At 29.3% G+C, this 13,822-nt stretch carries 22 protein-coding genes; 10 read left to right on the plus strand and 12 right to left on the minus strand.

The window, feature by feature from the left end; translation table 11 throughout:
* The 3 genes from A9G25_RS06635 to A9G25_RS06640 all read right to left on the minus strand — a co-directional run.
* The coding region (locus tag A9G25_RS06635) for an ArdC-like ssDNA-binding domain-containing protein (protein WP_141675035.1) at positions 1–732 on the minus strand (732 nt) is incomplete at its 3' end.
* Positions 719–883, minus strand: a complete 165-nt coding sequence (locus tag A9G25_RS12815) for a hypothetical protein (protein WP_176701088.1) — start codon at positions 881–883, stop codon at positions 719–721. The genes A9G25_RS06635 and A9G25_RS12815, both read right to left, overlap by 14 nt.
* A gap of 16 nt (positions 884–899) precedes the next feature.
* Positions 900–2,516, minus strand: coding sequence for a hypothetical protein (locus tag A9G25_RS06640; protein ID WP_065626276.1), 1,617 nt, complete (start codon positions 2,514–2,516; stop codon positions 900–902).
* 141 nt (positions 2,517–2,657) lie between these two features.
* On the opposite strand from A9G25_RS06640, the gene A9G25_RS06645 reads away from it, so the two are divergent.
* Both A9G25_RS06645 and A9G25_RS06650 read left to right on the plus strand, forming a co-directional pair.
* Positions 2,658–3,149 (plus strand): hypothetical protein, encoded by a 492-nt coding sequence (locus tag A9G25_RS06645; protein ID WP_065626277.1) that lies wholly within the window; start codon positions 2,658–2,660, stop codon positions 3,147–3,149.
* Positions 3,149–4,339 carry a relaxase/mobilization nuclease domain-containing protein gene (locus A9G25_RS06650; RefSeq protein ID WP_065626278.1) on the plus strand — a complete coding sequence of 397 codons (1,191 nt, stop codon included), beginning with the start codon at positions 3,149–3,151 and terminating at the stop codon, positions 4,337–4,339. The genes A9G25_RS06645 and A9G25_RS06650 overlap by 1 nt, the downstream gene beginning before the upstream one ends.
* 25 nt (positions 4,340–4,364) lie before the next feature.
* Here the strand turns inward: A9G25_RS06650 and A9G25_RS06655 are convergent, their stop codons facing one another.
* The 6 genes from A9G25_RS06655 to A9G25_RS06680 form a co-directional block, all read right to left on the minus strand.
* On the minus strand, positions 4,365–4,580 hold the full coding sequence (locus tag A9G25_RS06655; protein WP_065626279.1) for an EexN family lipoprotein: 216 nt from the start codon (positions 4,578–4,580) through the stop codon (positions 4,365–4,367).
* 25 nt (positions 4,581–4,605) lie between these two features.
* Complete coding sequence (locus A9G25_RS06660) at positions 4,606–4,872, minus strand: hypothetical protein (RefSeq protein WP_081297182.1); 267 nt, start codon at positions 4,870–4,872, stop codon at positions 4,606–4,608.
* A 43-nt stretch (positions 4,873–4,915) separates the two neighbouring features.
* Entirely contained in the window at positions 4,916–5,557 is a 642-nt protein-coding gene (locus tag A9G25_RS06665; RefSeq protein WP_065626281.1) for an AAA family ATPase, read from the minus strand.
* A gap of 112 nt (positions 5,558–5,669) precedes the next feature.
* Complete coding sequence (locus A9G25_RS06670) at positions 5,670–6,320, minus strand: zeta toxin family protein (protein ID WP_065626282.1); 651 nt, start codon at positions 6,318–6,320, stop codon at positions 5,670–5,672.
* On the minus strand, positions 6,301–6,552 hold the full coding sequence (locus tag A9G25_RS06675; protein ID WP_065626283.1) for a hypothetical protein: 252 nt from the start codon (positions 6,550–6,552) through the stop codon (positions 6,301–6,303). The genes A9G25_RS06670 and A9G25_RS06675 overlap by 20 nt, the downstream gene beginning before the upstream one ends.
* Before the next feature lie 81 nt (positions 6,553–6,633).
* Positions 6,634–7,263, minus strand: a complete 630-nt coding sequence (locus A9G25_RS06680; protein WP_065626284.1) for a recombinase family protein — start codon at positions 7,261–7,263, stop codon at positions 6,634–6,636.
* 294 nt (positions 7,264–7,557) lie between these two features.
* On the opposite strand from A9G25_RS06680, the gene A9G25_RS12820 reads away from it, so the two are divergent.
* From A9G25_RS12820 to A9G25_RS06710, 8 genes are all read left to right on the plus strand, one after another.
* Positions 7,558–7,722, plus strand: a complete 165-nt coding sequence (locus tag A9G25_RS12820; protein WP_176701089.1) for a hypothetical protein — start codon at positions 7,558–7,560, stop codon at positions 7,720–7,722.
* Complete coding sequence (locus tag A9G25_RS06685) at positions 7,723–8,010, plus strand: hypothetical protein (RefSeq protein ID WP_065626285.1); 288 nt, start codon at positions 7,723–7,725, stop codon at positions 8,008–8,010.
* Positions 8,011–8,050: 40 nt separating this feature from the next.
* On the plus strand, positions 8,051–8,383 hold the full coding sequence (locus A9G25_RS06690) for a hypothetical protein (RefSeq protein WP_065626286.1): 333 nt from the start codon (positions 8,051–8,053) through the stop codon (positions 8,381–8,383).
* Between the two features lie 31 nt (positions 8,384–8,414).
* Positions 8,415–8,612 carry a hypothetical protein gene (locus A9G25_RS06695; RefSeq protein ID WP_065626287.1) on the plus strand — a complete coding sequence of 66 codons (198 nt, stop codon included), beginning with the start codon at positions 8,415–8,417 and terminating at the stop codon, positions 8,610–8,612.
* A 31-nt stretch (positions 8,613–8,643) separates the two neighbouring features.
* A complete protein-coding gene (locus tag A9G25_RS06700; RefSeq protein ID WP_065626288.1) occupies positions 8,644–8,970 on the plus strand; it encodes a hypothetical protein in 327 nt (108 codons plus the stop codon).
* Positions 8,971–9,015: 45 nt separating this feature from the next.
* The gene (locus A9G25_RS12825; RefSeq protein WP_176701090.1) at positions 9,016–9,183 is read left to right on the plus strand and encodes a hypothetical protein; all 168 of its coding nucleotides are present in this window, start codon (positions 9,016–9,018) and stop codon (positions 9,181–9,183) included.
* 360 nt (positions 9,184–9,543) lie between these two features.
* Positions 9,544–10,113 (plus strand): hypothetical protein, encoded by a 570-nt coding sequence (locus A9G25_RS06705; protein ID WP_065626289.1) that lies wholly within the window; start codon positions 9,544–9,546, stop codon positions 10,111–10,113.
* A gap of 76 nt (positions 10,114–10,189) precedes the next feature.
* Positions 10,190–10,675 carry a hypothetical protein gene (locus A9G25_RS06710; RefSeq protein WP_065626290.1) on the plus strand — a complete coding sequence of 162 codons (486 nt, stop codon included), beginning with the start codon at positions 10,190–10,192 and terminating at the stop codon, positions 10,673–10,675.
* Here the strand turns inward: A9G25_RS06710 and A9G25_RS06715 are convergent.
* The 3 genes from A9G25_RS06715 to A9G25_RS06725 form a co-directional block, all read right to left on the minus strand.
* Positions 10,668–11,051, minus strand: coding sequence for an H-NS histone family protein (locus tag A9G25_RS06715; RefSeq protein ID WP_065626291.1), 384 nt, complete (start codon positions 11,049–11,051; stop codon positions 10,668–10,670). The two genes, A9G25_RS06710 and A9G25_RS06715, sit on opposite strands and share 8 nt — an antisense overlap.
* A 10-nt stretch (positions 11,052–11,061) precedes the next feature.
* Entirely contained in the window at positions 11,062–13,152 is a 2,091-nt protein-coding gene (locus A9G25_RS06720) for a type IA DNA topoisomerase (protein ID WP_065626292.1), read from the minus strand.
* Between the two features lie 99 nt (positions 13,153–13,251).
* On the minus strand, positions 13,252–13,821 hold the full coding sequence (locus tag A9G25_RS06725; protein WP_065626293.1) for a hypothetical protein: 570 nt from the start codon (positions 13,819–13,821) through the stop codon (positions 13,252–13,254).
* Position 13,822: the final 1 nt, after the last annotated feature.

A 13,822-nucleotide genomic window follows, 5' to 3' on the forward strand; every position in this document is an offset into this window, starting at 1 on the left:
TGCATAGTTTTTACTACCGAACTCATTATACCCCTTACGATCCGTTTTTTTATTAGTTCTACCTACGCACTCTATTGTGCTATGTGTTAATTCATGAAATGCTACAGCATAATATTCATCAATGTTTGAAAACTGTTCTTTCAGTGGCATTACAACATTTTTTGAACCGTTGCTAAAAAACGCATCTTGACTAGAAATTTCTTTTAATGAAATTTCATTATCTTTGCAGTAACTATCAATCATTTTATCGATCTTAGAATATTTTTCAGGATCAGATATTTTGGGTTTTTCAGGTAATTCAAATTGTTTTATACCATCGACATCTTGAGCATTAAAAACATAATATGTTTTCAAAACAGGTCGATCTAACTTAACTAACTCATATTGTTTTTTCCCCTCTTTGTCTAAAATAGGATTTCCTTTATCATCTTTTTTTAAAACACTAGCAGTATCTGTAAAAAATCCTATAAATTCACCCTTACTTCCTTTCTTTATTGGAGTGTTATTTTTCTTTGCTTCATTAAATGTTACCCACCTTGGGTCTTTAAATTCACTCATAACAGCTCGACTAAATAAAACGATTTGATTAGCTCCACGATATGAAGTGTTTTTGCTATTTTGCTGTTCAAATCCGAAGCTAGCCCAACTTTGCGTCCATTTGTGATCAGTATTAACGATTAAATTATACAAACTTTCATTGTAACTGTTATTTAACTTATCAAGCTGGCTCATTGTCTAGCTCCTCATCAATAATTTCGTCATCTAATTCAACATTGCTATCACTATCAACTAGCTCATACTGAGGTTTTAAAGGGCGGTAAATATCATTTGCAGAACGTTCTTGTTGTTCTTTTACATAATTTTCAGCAGAAATTGTTTTCATGTCTTCCTCCTATTATTCATAATGAAACTTGAGCATTTTTGCTTTTTTCTCGTTGACTAGATTTTTGATTATTCTGTTGATGTTCTAACTTTTTTTCAGCATCATCCATGGCTTTGTTAAACAATTTATCTTGAATGCTTTTTAACGGTTTTTCTAACAGAATTTTTTTTGTGTTATCTACAATGTCGATTAACAATTTAGTTTCTTTGATAACTTTCTTTTTAACTGTCTCTACAAAAGTGAGTGGGGGATTTACTTTGTCTTTTAATGCTTCTTTTATATTTTCTCCCACTTTGATATTAGAATCGGGTAATACGTTTTCAGATATTCCCTTTTCAATAAAAGAACTTGAAAATTGTGAAAATTTTTCTGGGTTTTTATCTAGCTCATTAATTAAGTAATGGGCATTTTCAAATCTAATTTGATTGTTTTTATTGTCATTATCTAAAAATGATGACATTTTTTTTGAAAACTCATTAAACTCATTATTTTTTTCATTAAGCATATTTTGATAATAATTAATAGCATCGTTCTGATTTAAAGGAATAACATTTTCAACTGTTGCGTGTTCTATTGATTGTGCAAAAATTAATTTTTTATTTTCAGTAAGAAACGGATATAAATTATCTTTTAAATCGACTCGTTCAACACTAAGAAGATTACTCCCGCTTTCTATTGAAAGAATATCTTGAATAAAAATTGCGTTTATATTTTTAGTAACAACTTTATTATCTTCAAACGTTTTTACTAAGTATTCAGCAGAAATATTATTTTTTTGTTCATACTCTTTAATTGAATTTATTTTTTCTTCTTCAGAAAGTTTACTGGCATTATCAATTATGTTATTTATTTTTTGCAATGCATATGAATTGACATCAGGAATAGATTGTCCATTTTTAACTAAATCATCTCCTGATTTTTCAAATAATGAAATCATTGTTTCTTTATATGAAGTATCATTTATCAATTTGTTTGCAATAACAACATCAGGAATTTTATTTTGTTTTAGCAATTCAAAATCAGCTTTTGCATTAGCATTTAATGATGGAAAATCTTTTTCAAATTTTTGATTAAATTCTTCTTGTAGATATTTTAAATGAGATTCTGGAATGTATTTTTTTTGTAATAAAATGTCATTAATTTTATCAATAGAGTATTTTTCAACGTCGAAGTTATAGCCTCTTTTATTATTTAAATCTTTAGCTTCTTTTTTGAATAACGTTTGCATTAATTGTTTGTATTCGTCATTACGTTCTATTTTTAATGCTATCTCAAAATTGGTAACTTTATTGTTCTTAAATCTTTCAAAATCAGCAATAGCAGAGCTAACTATTTTTTCATCAGTAATACCGAGCGGGTATTTTTCATTAAATGCATCCTCTAATACTCTTTTTTGATTGGTGGTAATGCTCACTTCCGAATTTCTACGAATCATGCTTATCTGATCTTCTGGGTATTGATCAGCATCAATACTGTATCCCCGTTCGATTAATGCAACCGCTTCTTTTTTTAGTTCATCAATAAAAACTTTCTTATATGATTCATTGTAGAGTTTTTTATTAATTTCATATTCATAAATTTTATTTTGTTTAAATAATCCGAAATCATCAATTGCCATTTTTTGTAAATTCATTCTTATTCCCTCCATTCTTGACAATCTTAATATTACAATATATAAGATATGGACTCAATTAAATAAAAGACATGCAGGATAGTAAAAAACAACACAACGTCCGACGTTGGTTTTTTACCCTGTACTTGCAGTAGGCTTATTATGAAAACAAAAAAATCAGTTAGACTTGATAACGATTTAATTAATGCGGTAAATAACTACGCAACTTTAAATGGCATGAATTTTAGCCAAGTGATAGAAAACACAATAAGAGAGAGGTTTAAATTTAATAAGCCAACTACTAATAGTAATGTTGAATCATCAGTAAAAAATAGAACGAAAAATGTTAGATTTGATGAACGAACATTAAAAGAAGTTTCGAGGATAGCAAGCAAAAAAAATATTACAGTAACAGAGGAAATTAGATTTAGAGTTTCAAGCAGTTTATCAATGCCCTGTTTTGATTCGTTAGATCTGAAAGAACTTGAGCAAACTAGAATTAACGTTAATCAAATTGGGCGACTAATTAACATGTCAATACGTGAAAAGTTAATCATTAACGATACTCATATAATAGAATTAATAAAATTAATAAATGAGATGAATAATGCATTAGTTAATATTATTAAAGAATCGCAAGAAAGGTTATTTTAATGGTAAGGAGGCAACATGAAGAATATTTAGATATGCGCCGAGCTAGAAGTAAAAAGTTCGGTTCGACTGGCATTAATTCAAGGAAAAATAATTATAATTATGTGAGTTCAGGGAAAAGCTACAGTAATACATCTAATTCTAATCATGTTGTTGTTAAAATAACGGGTGGAGCAAAAAGCGTCAATTCAATGCTACGGAATTTTGATTATGACACCAGAGAAAACACTTTACCTTTATATGATAAGAATGGTTTTGAAATATCATTAGATGACGCTAAAGAATTAGCTATTGATGATTATCAATTAACGAAAGTAAAGAAAAATAAAGATACAGAACCCAGAAGAACTTATCGTTTAATGTTTTCAATGAAAGGTAAACTAGATCAAGATATTTTAAAAAGAGCTGTTTACAATACGTTATCTACACATTTTAACGATCACAATTTTTATTATAGCTTGCACCCTGACACAGATAATAATCATATTCATGTTACAGTGATGAAAAAATCATTATCTAACGGTAAGAATTTAAATATAAATAAATCTCTATTAAATAAGGTTAAGTCACAGTTTGCAATTAATCTGCAATTAGATGGCGTTAATGCTACATTTTCTAGTGCAACAGATAAACAAAGTAATATTGAGAAAGAATCGGCTAAATTGCAAAGAGAAAATCGACGTAAAGATGCCAATGTTTATAAGATTGTTGATTTTGGTAAAGCTCATTTTAATTTTGATGAAAACAAGCCATTTTCTTATTACTTATTTATGCAAACAAAAAACGGTAAAGCAAAGAATATGTGGAACAAGGGATTGGAAGATTCAATTAAACAAGCAGGAGCAGTCATTGGCGATTATATAAAAATCAAAGAGATTAAAGATGAAAATAATGAGTCATTCAAAATAAAAAAATGGGCTATAGAAAAAGTTGAACGATTGGACGCTCAAGAATTTATTATTAATGATTTCGGGCTGGCTAATTATCAATTTCAAATAAACGGTAAGCAATCAGCATTTGCAAAATTAATTGATAGCAACGGTAATGAAAAGACGATTTGGTCGAAACAGATTAATCGATTTTTAAATGACAATAAAGCAGAAAAAGGAGATAAGATTATAATACAAGATGATAAGTTTATAATTAACAAGAAGCACATTAAGTCTATAAACTTATCACAGATAGAATTTTAAAATGAGCGGTCAGTGGATTACTCTATTAATTCCAACTTGCATTACCAACTCTATTTTTTGAAACTACTGCTTTGTGAGAGTTTTGGCAATTTAAACTATCGCCATCAATTTCACCATTTTCACATTTTTTACGGTATTCATCTAGTAGCTCTTTGTTATTTTTAAAATCTTCTACTGTATAGGTCTTTTCATTACATCCGAATAAGAACATGGCAGTAATAAATATTAGTATTTTTTTCATAATTATCCTCGCAATAATAAATTTATTAATTATTTTTGTACTTTCTTAAAAAATCATCAACTGCAACTCTTAGTAAATCAGATATTGTTTTTAAAGGCAACTTTGCACGTTTATTTTTTATTGCAATGTCTTCTAGTTCTTCATATTTGTTCTCATCTATTTCAAATGAAATCTTTTTCATTATAGATTTATTTTCTACTTTTTCACCTTTACTATACGGGCGATCAGCTAATTCATCGGCCAATTTGTCAGCTTGATTATATATTTCTTTTGATTTGTTTGGAGTTTTCAAGTTCAACCTCTTTTATTAATTAATAAATAATATTTAATAAATATTAAAGAATATTTAGTTCGTCGAGCAAATTAGTTACTTCTTCACTAGCTTTTTCATTATTTGTTTCTAATACACTTTTGCCATCTGAATAACTTGTTCTATATACACGTCGATAATATGCAATGCTATTTAACAGTTTTATGTCATTTATTTCTGATAGATATTCTACAAAGTCGTGGCGTTCTTGCCCCTGAATAATTGGATTTGTTGTAGCTAATGTTTGATAGCAATATACTTTTAATTTTGGGTTTAAGTCTTTTATGCGTTCTAATTGTTCTTCTAATTCTAACAAAGTGTCCAAGTCTTGTTGCGAACACTGGTGAGGAGAGATAACAATATCGGCTACTGAACAACCTGTGATAAATTCTCGACTATTACGTCCTGCTACATCAACTATTATAAAATCGTAACGAGAATCCAGATCTAGTAATGTAGATGCTATATTTTCCCGTTTTTCCACTAAATTGATTGGGGGTGTAATATTTTCACTTTCTCTTAATAACTGCCATTTTGATGCTGAACGCTGGGGGTCTGCATCAACTAAACATACATCTTTATTTTTTAATGCTAATGCAACTGTTAAGTTAATTGCTGTTGTTGTTTTACCTGCTCCACCTTTATTACAGCCGACTACGATTATCATTTATAACTCCCATAATAAATAATATTTAAGAAATAATATTTATTATAAATTAAATAATGAATTTGTAAATATTATTTATTAAATAATATTTAAGAAATAATATTTATTATGACTATTCTATTTCATTAGAATTTTGTTTTTGATTTTGTTTGAAGTTTTTGTGAGCTGTAGAATTTATTGCGTGGTCTAGTTTATATTCAACGAATGGAGTTATTACATGCTTTGTGACCCAGTCACAAACTTGTTTTTTTTGTTTTAGCTTCCCGTTAATAATTTTAGCTTCTGTTGTGAATTCTACAGAGTTATCAATGACTCTTAGATAATTCACAATCGGAAATAGTTTTTTTATATTATTGTAAGTTTTATCAAATCGGTGTCTGATTATATCTTCAGCAATATTATGTCCGCCATTTTTAACTCTATTATTTACTCTATCAATATGGTTATTTAATGACTTTAGACCAACAAAATAAGCTCGAACACTATATGAATTTTCTTTAGCTATTTTTATTTGTTTTATTATTGAATAACCTGATAGAGTACTTTCGAGAAGAAATGATTGATTGTTTTTTATTGCATCATCAAACATTTTCAGTGCAATTTTACCAGCACGAACGCTATTACAATTATGCTCTTTAGCAATTTTATCTGGATCAATAATCAGGATATCTTGAGCTGATGCTATATCATCTCTAATTGTTGATTTACCAGCCCCATTTAATCCCAAAATAAAAATTGCATTTTTACGCAACTCGTTTTCCATCTTTATCCCTTATCATTAACTTTGTACCATCGGGATTAAACTGCCATGTTTCGCCGTTATCCAGTTCTCTGACATAACTCTGTTTTTGAAATTTTTCAGTTAATCTTCTTTTTGCAAGAATATCAAATGATTCATCATTTAAGTAACCATGATCAGTTACCCAAAGATCTTCTGGAACGGGGTATAAATCTGGGTTAATAGCGTTTTCTTTTATATCTGAATAAATTTTCATATTAATATCCTCATTAATATAGTTTGTTAATTATACAGGAATTTAAAAAAAATAAAAATAATAAATATTATTTATTATATATTATTTAAGATTAAGAGTTTCTTTTTTATGCTTAGACCAAACATTTTTTACAGTTGCAGGACTACAATTCAATAGCTCCGCTGTTTTGTTTATGCTTTTTCCTTCCGATCTGCACTCAATAATCAGTCGATGTAACTGTAAGTTTGCTTTTCGTCCTTTAAATTTACCGTTTGCTTTAGCTATTGCTATCCCGTCTTTTTGTCGCTGTCTACGGATCTCATAATCATCACGAGCTACTTGTAATGATATTTTTAACAACAGATCTTGCATTGAGTCTATAACTATTTTTGTTACGCCGCTTGCTTCAGATGAAAGTTCAGACAAATCAAAAATGTCAGGAATGCTTAATTTTGCACCTTTTTCTTTAATTGAGTTAATTAATGCTAATGCTTCATCGATGGGTAAACGGCTAATACGATCCATTTTCTCAGCAATGATTACATCTCCGTTTTGTAAATCTGAAATCATTCTTTGCAATTCTGGTCTATTAGTAATAGCTCCTGATGCTTTTTCACGATAGACATTTGCAATGTAATAACCTTGTTTTTTAGTATCATCAATAATTCGCTCTTGTCGTTCAAGTTCTTGTTCTTTTGTACTTACTCTTAGATATATTCTAGCAACTTTCATTTTTTTTCCTAAATCAGTGATCTTTAACTACTGATTTTTTCAAATTCCATTCTCTTATTACAATTACCGCAGTTTAAATTTGCCGAAGCTTTTGCCCACGCATTTAGCCCACATAAAGGGCATGAAAATTACTAAATAGTTCATCTTTAATTCCTCTTTTTATGGTTGGGTGGCTATTTTAACATATTAAATTCAGCTAAGCTATTTTAAGTCACTGTTAGATATTTATTGACCTACTTTAAAGAATAGGCTATTATAAGTATACTTTAATTAGCTACTCAAGGAGTAAATAGAATGAATGTTAAAAATTTGAAACGAATAATAATTATTTTATCATTTGTAGCTATTTTCCTTTCCGTGTTTTTAGCAGGTTTTTTTTTCGGGATTGCGGGTGTTGTGGGGATAATTCCAGTTATTCTTATGCTTAACCTCATTTTTATAGAGTTAAAAAAATATTAGATGACTATAAATAAAATAGCGCTCGCTACTCGTGATGAGCCAACAATGGCGGAGGATTTTATTAATCTAATTGACGACCCGAACATTCGAGTTGTAGAACGTAGACAGCAGGAAAACAAAATTATGTATCGAGGCAATAACTCGTTAATTTCAATTATTGCGATGTATCAAAATCATTCAAGAGAAGACATTTTAGCAACAATTAGGGGCAATAAAGGGTTTGAATCAGGCTCATGCTCAGAATCATGCGAAATATTCTCGTGTCAATTAGATTTCGATTTAAGTTAATTAACTGATTTTTAATTTAGAACAAAAGAGGAGTGTAATTATGGACGGTGATATGGTCATGCCTTTTTTATTTTGGGGTATTCCTATATCCACAATGTGGATTACGAGTTGCGTGTTAAAACGTGATTTTTTTATCTTGTTAATTTTTTTTGTATTTTTTTCAATTTTTTCTATTCTTATTGGATTAATGATTTACTTGGGTATACGTAGTGGTGAGGGTATATATATAGTAAAAGACATGAATAATTTTCCATATTTGAATTTTTTTAAGGTTACTATCGCAAATAGTCTAATGGTAAGTTTTTTATTTATAATAGTGCCATCTTTTTGTCTTAGAAAAAAGAAAAATTGTGATGATAAAAATATACTTTAATTAGCTATGTAATATAGGAAAGAGGAAATAAATGTTAAAAGTAAACGATGTTGTCATTTTTAAAAATATTTTTTCAAAATTGGCTGGGCGTGTCAGCAAATTAAAAAAAGATAAAGGTGGTAGTGTTATTGGCTGTGAAATAGTTTCTGTTGATAGAACTTTCATGATGTCAACATATCACGTTAGTATCGATGATGTTATCGATATTGTTAATGAGAATATACTTTAATTAGCCATGAAAATTCAGCAAGGGAGGGGGAATGAAAATATTAAGTAAGTTATTTAGAAATAAAGAGAAAGAAAAAATTATCGAACAACTTCACTTTGCTAGAAATGTAGCAAAACGATTAGATGAACATCGAGAAATAGTTGAAAGCATCAGAGATCATACAGATTTATTTAAAACACATGAATGGCATATTTGGCAAATGGCAACACAAGATGATTATTTAATGCGGTTGTTCTATATTTGCTACGGTTTTTATCCAAAAGTAGGGCTTGATCCTCGGAATGGTCAATCTGTTAGAAAACGACCAGAAATTTTGGGCGAATGTGGTTTACCTGAATTTAAAAATAAGGCGTTATGACTTACTTTTTGTATACTTTAATTAGCTACTCAAGGAGTAAATAGAATGAATGTTAAAAATTTGAAACGAATAATAATTATTTTATCGTTTGTAGCTATTTTCCTTTCCGTGTTTTTAGCAGGTTTTTTTTTCGGGATTGCGGGTGTTGTGGGGATAATTCCAGTTATTCTTATGCTTAACCTCATTTTTATAGAGTTAAAAATTAAAGAATAAATTATCGAACAACTAGTGAAAGGTATTAAATATGATTAATTTTATGTTTGTTTTACTGTTAGGAGTTTCAATCTATTTAATTGGTTTATATTTTAATTTTATATATAAGAGAACCATTAAAAAAATCAATATACTTTAATTAGCTACGCAAAGAGTGAAGTGATAATGAGTTTTCTCATGTGCATTAAGTGTGAATTTTGCTACGCAACCGTATTGAAAAGCCATTGATAGCACGCTATCAACAGCTTTACAACACTAATTCACAATTACTACACAATCGAAAAATAGACTTCGGCAAGTTAATGGCTTCCGCTCCGCTTTTAATAATAATAAATTTTTTTGTTTTTTTAAGGATAACAGATGATACAAGTATCTAAACCAAGAAAACTAAATACATATGATAATATGCCAATTCTTTATCCAATAAATTGGTCTATTGATGACATTAATAATTGTGTAGGTTTTAATGTTGAAACTTTATTCAAAAAAGCAACAAACATTTATGGTGAAAGTTTACAAAAAGATATTGCTCAAAAATCATACTTGCGTAATTTGTTAATAATTTATCTCAAGTTTAGCAATGTTCCCATAAAAGATATCGGGTTTATTATGAATTTATCTACGTCAAGAGTGTTTAAAATAATAAATCGCTCGATGCTGCCAATTTTTGGCAAAAATATTGAAGCTAATTTCAGATCATTCTATGTACTTTATGAATACAAAAATATGCAACCTGTTTCATTTGAAAAAACATCATCTCAAGTCTCATTTGAGAAAGAAATCGAAGATGATATAAAACAACGTTTTTCAATTTTTGTTAGAAGCGTCATAGAACACTATCTTTATTACTTTAGTTATAAAGATGAGCAATTAACTAGCAATGTTATGCGATTAGCTACTGAGTACACAAAGAATAATAAAGTTACGTAATGCCCGATAGGGTATTTTTATTACTAGTATTTTGTATTGTACAATACAATTAATATGAAAAGAGGGAACTCTAATAATGATTAAACCATCGATTATTGCGTACAAAGAACTACAGCAAGCATACGATTTTTTCAATGAACATTTATTCAATAATGAAACAGGTCAGCAAATGACACACTACATCATGAAAGATGGATTATTTCAGCAAGTTGTTTACAATTTACTTAAGAGTGGCTTTGAAATATCCTGGTACGATAAATATTCAGAAAGTATAGTTGCACCAGTTTCAAAAGTGAATTATGACATATTAATTGATTGGCTTAACATTACGCCTGTGGACAATATCGAGCTAATTAAAAAACTTACAAAAACAGTTAACAGTAATTCAATTCAGATGGGAGGCAATGATGATTTATCAATAACAAAACCGATTTTAAAGGGAACTGGCACAAGAGATAAATTTACATGCCCAGACTGTGGGCTAAATGCGTGGGCAAAACCCACGGCAAATTTGATTTGTGGTGATTGTAATAAAAGAATGGAAAATATAAAATTTAGTTAACCAAAAAATCATCTAATGATTTTCCTTTTTCGAGTTGTTTTGACAACCAAGAAGGCATTTTTCCCCGACCCGACCACGTTAGATTGTTGTTTTCATCTATATATTGATATTTTATTGTTGAAGCTTTTCTTATTTTTAATGCGTCTAAATCATTAGGATTTAGACCGATTGATAGCATATAGTCACTGACCTTTTTTAATTTATTTTGCTTTTCTTCTTCTTCAATTAAACGTAATTTCTCGGTTTCTTTTATTTTTTCATTAACATCATTGAAACGAGCAATCAATTTTTCACAATAAGATGAGCCATATTTCTTAAACAAACGAGTTATATTTTTTTTGTTAGATAAAAATTTATGTATTTCGTTTAATTCCATTATTTTGTCCCTATTTAAATTTAAATTTGACTGTATTATCAACTAATTCTAACTTAGCATTAAAAAGCTTCCCCGCTTTGCTAGTAAACCCTTTTATTTCATTTGTGACTTTTTTTTCTATTAACATATTAATTTGATTTTCTGTTAATGTTTTTCCTGCGATGGTTTTCCATATTTTAAAATCGCAATTTTTACAATGAACCAACTTATCTTTTGATAACAATGTACAACTACATGCGGGGCAATTAAGTGATAACTTATTTTCAACAGGCTTAACGATAGATATATCCAGTTCAGTTGAAATTAATTTAGTTATATCGTCATACAGATTATTAACAAACTCATCGAGGCTGAGTTCTCCACTTTGTATTAACTCTTGTTGTTCACTTAATAACGCAGTTAGATCAGGTAATAAGACTTTTTGGGGTAATGATTGACAGAATGATAGCCCCAATTCGGTTGGAATAAGATTTTTTTTATCCAGCTTTATAAAACCTCGGTTCTTAAGTGTCTCAATCATTGTGTGTCGAGTTGCAGGTGTTCCTATACCTCCATGTTCATCTTTTTTGTCTTTGTCTTTATTCTTTAATAATTGCTTTATTTTCGGATCTTCAACAAAATCAGCAACTCTGACAAGTGCCGATAATAAACTTGCTTCAGTGAATAACGGTTGTGGTTTAGTTTCCTTTTCTTCTACAATAGCATCATTACATATCACAGAATCGTTAATATCCAACTTATTAAGTTCATCAAAAAATGTTATATCATCAATTTCATTATTGTCTTCTTTCAAAAATGACGTAAAGCCAGCATCAATAGTTTTATTCGCTTTTAAAATAAATGATTCATTCTCAATACTAACGTTAATTGTTAACGACTGATATTTTTTGCTTGGTAAAAATTGACAAAGGAAACGTTCTACAATCGCAAAATAAACGTTTTTCTGAGCTAGTGATAGCTTGTCTATATCTGGCACATTATCACTTGGAATAATAGCTGTATGAGCTGTAATTTTTGAGCTATCAAACGCTTTTGATTTAATATTGCAATTAAAATTAATAGAATGATAATTATCAATACATTTCAACTTAGAGATTAAAGCGGGGGATTTTTGATACTGCTCGTCAGATAAGTATGAACAATCACTACGGTTATAAGTAATCGACTTAAATTTTTCTCGGAGTTCTTGCGTTATTTCTAATGTTTGTGATGCTGTGTAACCGAATAATTTATTCATGTCCTGTTGGAGTTTCACTAAATTGTACGGCAATGGTGGAGAAACTTCTTTGTCATCAAGCGTTTTACTAATGATATAACCCGTTTTGTTTTTAACTTTATTAGCAACTGATTGTGCATAATCTTTACTAATCAATCGTTTTTTATCATCCAACGGAGCATTTTCAGTTGCTTTCCAAGAGCCTTTTAAAGAGTTAAATATTCCATTAATAACAAAGTAAAATGATTTTTGATGATTTTTATTCTCTAAATAACGTTTTACTATCAGTGCCAAAATCGGGGTTTGTACACGCCCAATTGACAATACCCCTTTATTTCCATTTTTTTGAGCTTGAATTGTCACAGCACGAGTCATTGATAAACCGTAAATGGCATCACTTACACTTCTTGCCAACGCCTTTAAATATAGCCCTTTGTACAAATTATTGGACTTCATATTGCCAAGAGCTTCTCTTACCGCTTTATCAGTATTATCATTAATTAATAAACGTTCCACAGGTTTTTTGTTATTACAATAAATCAGGATTTCATCAACTAACAATTGCCCCTCATCATCTGGATCTCCTGCGTTAACAATTTCATCAGATTTTTTTATTAAATCCAAAATAATTTTAACTTGTTTGCTGGCGCTTTTTTTCGGTTTCAACTTAACTGGATAGAGTTTTAAGGGTAAATCTTCAATTCTCCATTTTGCATAATCTGGATTAATTTGTTCAGGATCAACCATTTCTAATACATGACCGAAGCACCAAGTAACATAATAATTGCTTGATTGATAAAAACCATCTTTTTGCTCAAATTTTTCATCTAATCCCTTAACAATATCTTTGGCTAAATCGGGTTTTTCTGCAATAAATAGTTTCATCTTTATATTCCACTTTTTTTAATTAATAGATAGAAAAAGCGTTTTTAACGGCTCTTTCTCTATCAACTTTATTTTTCCAATTTTGTTGATTAAGATCATTTACCTCTCTCTCTCTAATGGAATAGCACCGACAGCTATTCCTGCTGTTACGATTGCCTGTAACTGTTGAGTGGGTAGATAATTTTCATAATTATAGTAAACCCACTTTTTATTATTTATATCAAAACGAGGTCTTCGACAAATTGCATTTTTATCAAGCCACGTCCCACTTAAAAAAGGGAGCATTCCCGACCTGAAATAAAATTTTTTATCTTCCGCAGGAGATTTTTTTATAATAAGCTGAATGTAACGACACACTAATGAAAAATTTTTCACACAAGATAGATCATCTTCAAATTGAATTACCCCTTTTTTGAATAAATGAAAAGTACCAAATGTCATAATAAATGGACGATTTTTCGAGGTAGGAAATGTCCAAGTTGCATAAAATGAATATTTATTTTTTTCTTCTTTTTCAATCCACGCTTCAGCAATAAAGTTGTGTTCTTTATATTGTCCAAGAAAAAAAATATCTTCATTTCTCATAACTCGAATACTGCTTTTAAAAGAAATTGGTACTCTGCAATAAAAAAGGAAATCTGAAATAGTCTTTATGCTAGCTACATTCATA

This window comes from Gilliamella sp. Bif1-4, from assembly GCF_001690535.1.
Classification (GTDB): domain Bacteria; phylum Pseudomonadota; class Gammaproteobacteria; order Enterobacterales; family Orbaceae; genus Gilliamella; species Gilliamella bombi.

Bases quoted from the DNA above. Each gene is read 5' to 3' on its own strand.
- A9G25_RS06705 (WP_065626289.1), top strand. From the start codon at position 9,544: ATGATACAAGTATCTAAACCAAGAAAACTAAATACATATGATAATATG.
- A9G25_RS06715 (WP_065626291.1), bottom strand. From the start codon at position 11,051: ATGGAATTAAACGAAATACATAAATTTTTATCTAACAAAAAAAATATA.
- A9G25_RS12815 (WP_176701088.1), bottom strand. From the start codon at position 883: ATGAAAACAATTTCTGCTGAAAATTATGTAAAAGAACAACAAGAACGT.
- A9G25_RS06640 (WP_065626276.1), bottom strand. From the start codon at position 2,516: ATGAATTTACAAAAAATGGCAATTGATGATTTCGGATTATTTAAACAA.
- A9G25_RS06670 (WP_065626282.1), bottom strand. From the start codon at position 6,320: ATGGAAAACGAGTTGCGTAAAAATGCAATTTTTATTTTGGGATTAAAT.
- A9G25_RS06720 (WP_065626292.1), bottom strand. From the start codon at position 13,152: ATGAAACTATTTATTGCAGAAAAACCCGATTTAGCCAAAGATATTGTT.
- A9G25_RS06695 (WP_065626287.1), top strand. From the start codon at position 8,415: ATGTTAAAAGTAAACGATGTTGTCATTTTTAAAAATATTTTTTCAAAA.
- A9G25_RS12825 (WP_176701090.1), top strand. From the start codon at position 9,016: ATGAATGTTAAAAATTTGAAACGAATAATAATTATTTTATCGTTTGTA.
- A9G25_RS06685 (WP_065626285.1), top strand. From the start codon at position 7,723: ATGACTATAAATAAAATAGCGCTCGCTACTCGTGATGAGCCAACAATG.
- A9G25_RS06680 (WP_065626284.1), bottom strand. From the start codon at position 7,263: ATGAAAGTTGCTAGAATATATCTAAGAGTAAGTACAAAAGAACAAGAA.
- A9G25_RS06725 (WP_065626293.1), bottom strand. From the start codon at position 13,821: ATGAATGTAGCTAGCATAAAGACTATTTCAGATTTCCTTTTTTATTGC.
- A9G25_RS06690 (WP_065626286.1), top strand. From the start codon at position 8,051: ATGGACGGTGATATGGTCATGCCTTTTTTATTTTGGGGTATTCCTATA.
- A9G25_RS06700 (WP_065626288.1), top strand. From the start codon at position 8,644: ATGAAAATATTAAGTAAGTTATTTAGAAATAAAGAGAAAGAAAAAATT.
- A9G25_RS06655 (WP_065626279.1), bottom strand. From the start codon at position 4,580: ATGAAAAAAATACTAATATTTATTACTGCCATGTTCTTATTCGGATGT.
- A9G25_RS06710 (WP_065626290.1), top strand. From the start codon at position 10,190: ATGATTAAACCATCGATTATTGCGTACAAAGAACTACAGCAAGCATAC.
- A9G25_RS06645 (WP_065626277.1), top strand. From the start codon at position 2,658: ATGAAAACAAAAAAATCAGTTAGACTTGATAACGATTTAATTAATGCG.
- A9G25_RS06675 (WP_065626283.1), bottom strand. From the start codon at position 6,552: ATGAAAATTTATTCAGATATAAAAGAAAACGCTATTAACCCAGATTTA.
- A9G25_RS12820 (WP_176701089.1), top strand. From the start codon at position 7,558: ATGAATGTTAAAAATTTGAAACGAATAATAATTATTTTATCATTTGTA.
- A9G25_RS06650 (WP_065626278.1), top strand. From the start codon at position 3,149: ATGGTAAGGAGGCAACATGAAGAATATTTAGATATGCGCCGAGCTAGA.
- A9G25_RS06665 (WP_065626281.1), bottom strand. From the start codon at position 5,557: ATGATAATCGTAGTCGGCTGTAATAAAGGTGGAGCAGGTAAAACAACA.